The 2688-nt window shown below is 46.4% G+C and carries 3 protein-coding genes; 2 read left to right on the top strand and 1 reads right to left on the bottom strand.

All coding sequences use genetic code 11. The features are described 5' to 3' along the window. Window positions 1-241 (bottom strand): helix-turn-helix domain-containing protein (locus tag KTE19_RS13360; protein ID WP_217342498.1); only part of this gene is annotated, 241 nt, incomplete at its 3' end. Window positions 242-457: 216 nt separating this feature from the next. Between KTE19_RS13360 and KTE19_RS13365 the strand changes: the two genes are divergently transcribed. Together KTE19_RS13365 and nadC are read left to right on the top strand one after the other, a co-directional pair. After that, a complete protein-coding gene (locus tag KTE19_RS13365; protein WP_057962186.1) occupies window positions 458-1645 on the top strand; it encodes an MFS transporter in 1188 nt (395 codons plus the stop codon). Then, window positions 1642-2481, top strand: coding sequence for a carboxylating nicotinate-nucleotide diphosphorylase (gene nadC, locus KTE19_RS13370; protein ID WP_057962187.1), 840 nt, complete (start codon window positions 1642-1644; stop codon window positions 2479-2481). The genes KTE19_RS13365 and nadC overlap by 4 nt, the downstream gene beginning before the upstream one ends. Window positions 2482-2688 lie beyond the last annotated feature (207 nt).

Below are 2688 nucleotides of genomic sequence, written 5' to 3' on the forward strand. Positions count from 1 at the left end.
GTAAATGGTTGAGAATTTTTTGCTTTAACTCATCGCTCAGCTTAGTTTTCCGACCACATCGTGATCGCTTGTATTCGGCATTTGTTTGTGCTAATTCAGCCTGATAAGGTTGACATCGAGATAATTCATAAGAAATTGTTGACGGTGATTGGTTCAGCCGAACGCCCATTTGGATATTGGACAGCCCTAGTTCACAAAAGGTTTCGATTTTAATTCGTTCGGAATAGGTTATACTAGACAAAAGATCAGCTCCTAAAAGATGGGTTTGTGGTAAACACCATTTTAAAGGAAGCTGATCTTTTTTGTCCGAACAGCGTTCGGATTAATTTTACAATCTACCTTACTTGATGTTTTCACAGAATCCGTGTATTCTCTTATTTAAAGTAAAACCTACTTTTATTTTACTCGTTTAAAAGTACTTGGTACTTTTATTAATTGAAGGGAGCTTGCATTTATTATGGATAACACGCAACAACGCCCCACGTTCATCTTCTTAATTATTGGCACGGCTTGGTTATTTGATGCCATGGACGTCGGGTTGCTATCATTTATTATGCCCATCGTCCATCAGCAATGGGCACTATCTAATTCACAAACCGGCCTGATTAGTTCAGTCAGCACCATTGGCATGGTCTGTGGTGGATTTTACTTTGGCCACTTAGCCGATCGGATTGGCCGCAAGAATACCTTGATCGCCACCTTGCTGACATTCTCAATCGGCAACCTGATTTTGGCCATCTCACCAGGTTTTTACACATTTTTAGGCATTCGCTTCTTCGTTGGCATGGGGCTTGGCGGGGAATTACCGGTTGCGGCCACCTACATTGCCGACATTTACAGGGGGACTAAACGTTCGCAGATGCTAATTCTGGCAGATAGTTTTTGGGCCCTCGGCTGGTTGGTGGCGTCATTTTTATCATTTCTCCTAACGCCGGTTCTAGGATGGCGGGGAATTCTTGTGGTAACCGCAATCGCCGGGGTTTTTGCAATTGTTTTACGAAAACACATTCATGAAACAGCACCGAAGAGCACCGGAACTCAACACTGGCTTGTTAGTCTGAAAACCACTTTTAAACCCTGGACACTGATGCTTTGGCTTGCTTGGTTTATGGTGATGTTCAGTTACTACGGTATGTTCATGTGGTTACCAAGTATCATGGTTGATAAGGGCTATGGTATCGTGAACAGCTTTGGTTACACCACGATCATCGTCGTTGCCCAATTACCGGGGTACCTCTGCGCATCGTGGTTAGCCAAGCGCATTCGGGTCAAGTACGTCTTTGCCATTTATATGCTGGGAACGGCCTTTGGCGCCATCATGTTTGGCCAATCAGCGTCAGCCCTTCTCATCGTGATTTCTGGCTGTGTCCTTTCCTTCTTTAACTTAGGGGCATACGGGGCCATTATCGCATTGACGCCGGAACTCTATGCTCACAATATTCGGGGAACCATGACCGGCATGGCGCAAGGAATTGGCCGCATCGGCGCAATCTTTGGCCCCCTCTTAATTGGGGTCTTAATGGATCACCAAATTAGTATTAGTATTATCTTCGTCATTTTTATGGTTTCACTGTTGATCGGTTCGATTGCCGTTTTGGCATTGCCCAGCGCTGATCAGCAACCTAACGGGGAGGTCAACCAATGAATCCCATCGTCTTAAAGGAAAAAATCAGCGAATTTTTGAAAGAAGATTTAGGTTTCGGGGATCTCAGTGTCGCGTTTCTGCCAGGCGGAACCCCCCTATCTGGATCATTTATCGCCAAGCAGAGTGGCATTATTTGCGGTCAAGAAATTCCCCAGGCAACTTATGACTTACTGGGTCACGCAACCTATAAACCACGAATTCCGGAAGGCGCTCCGGTTAAGGCCGGCGACATCATTGGCACAGTTTCCGGGACAGCCCAAACCCTACTATCTGGTGAACGGGTCACCCTTAACTTAATTCAGCGAATGAGCGGGATTGCCACCCAGACGACACACTTCGTCAAGCTATTGGACGATGCGACCATTCGAATTACGGATACTCGTAAAACTGCTCCCGGCTTGCGATTATTTGATAAGTACGCCGTCAGCGTTGGCGGCGGCTTCAATCACCGTTTTGACCTAACTGGCGGGATTATGTTAAAGGACAACCATATTGCCTTAGCGGGCGGGGTGACCCAGGCGCTTGCGGCCGTTAAACGGCATGTCGGCCCCCTCACCCCAGTTGAGGTCGAAGTGGAAACCGAAGAAGAACTTCGCCAAGCCGTTGCTGGCGGTGCCAATGTCATCATGTTTGATAATCAGAACCCTGAAACGATCAAGCAGTGGCGCCAGCTCGTCCCAAAAACGATTAAGGTCGAAGCATCTGGAGGGATCACCGCCGAATCAATCAGCACCTTTAAGGGCTGCGGCGCCGACTTCATTTCGATTGGCAATCTAACCAACGACGTGACACCACTCGATATCAGTTTTCTGGTTGCCGGAGCCGTTAAAAGTTAGCCCAATACGGTTAGCGCTTCGCAGAATTTAAACAGACCAATTGGATCCTTCACTCGATTAAATTGTTGACGGCCTTTATCTTTTTATTAAGATTTATCAATAACCTCCGCGCCATTGCTCATAAACTGGAAGTTTGTCAAATGGTGTTGAAGGATAGTTTCTATCCTTTGGAGATCTCCTCGTGTGGGAGATCTTTTTTGTTGTTTT

The sequence above is a fragment of the Lentilactobacillus dabitei genome, from assembly GCF_019061365.1.
Lineage (GTDB): Bacteria > Bacillota > Bacilli > Lactobacillales > Lactobacillaceae > Lentilactobacillus > Lentilactobacillus dabitei.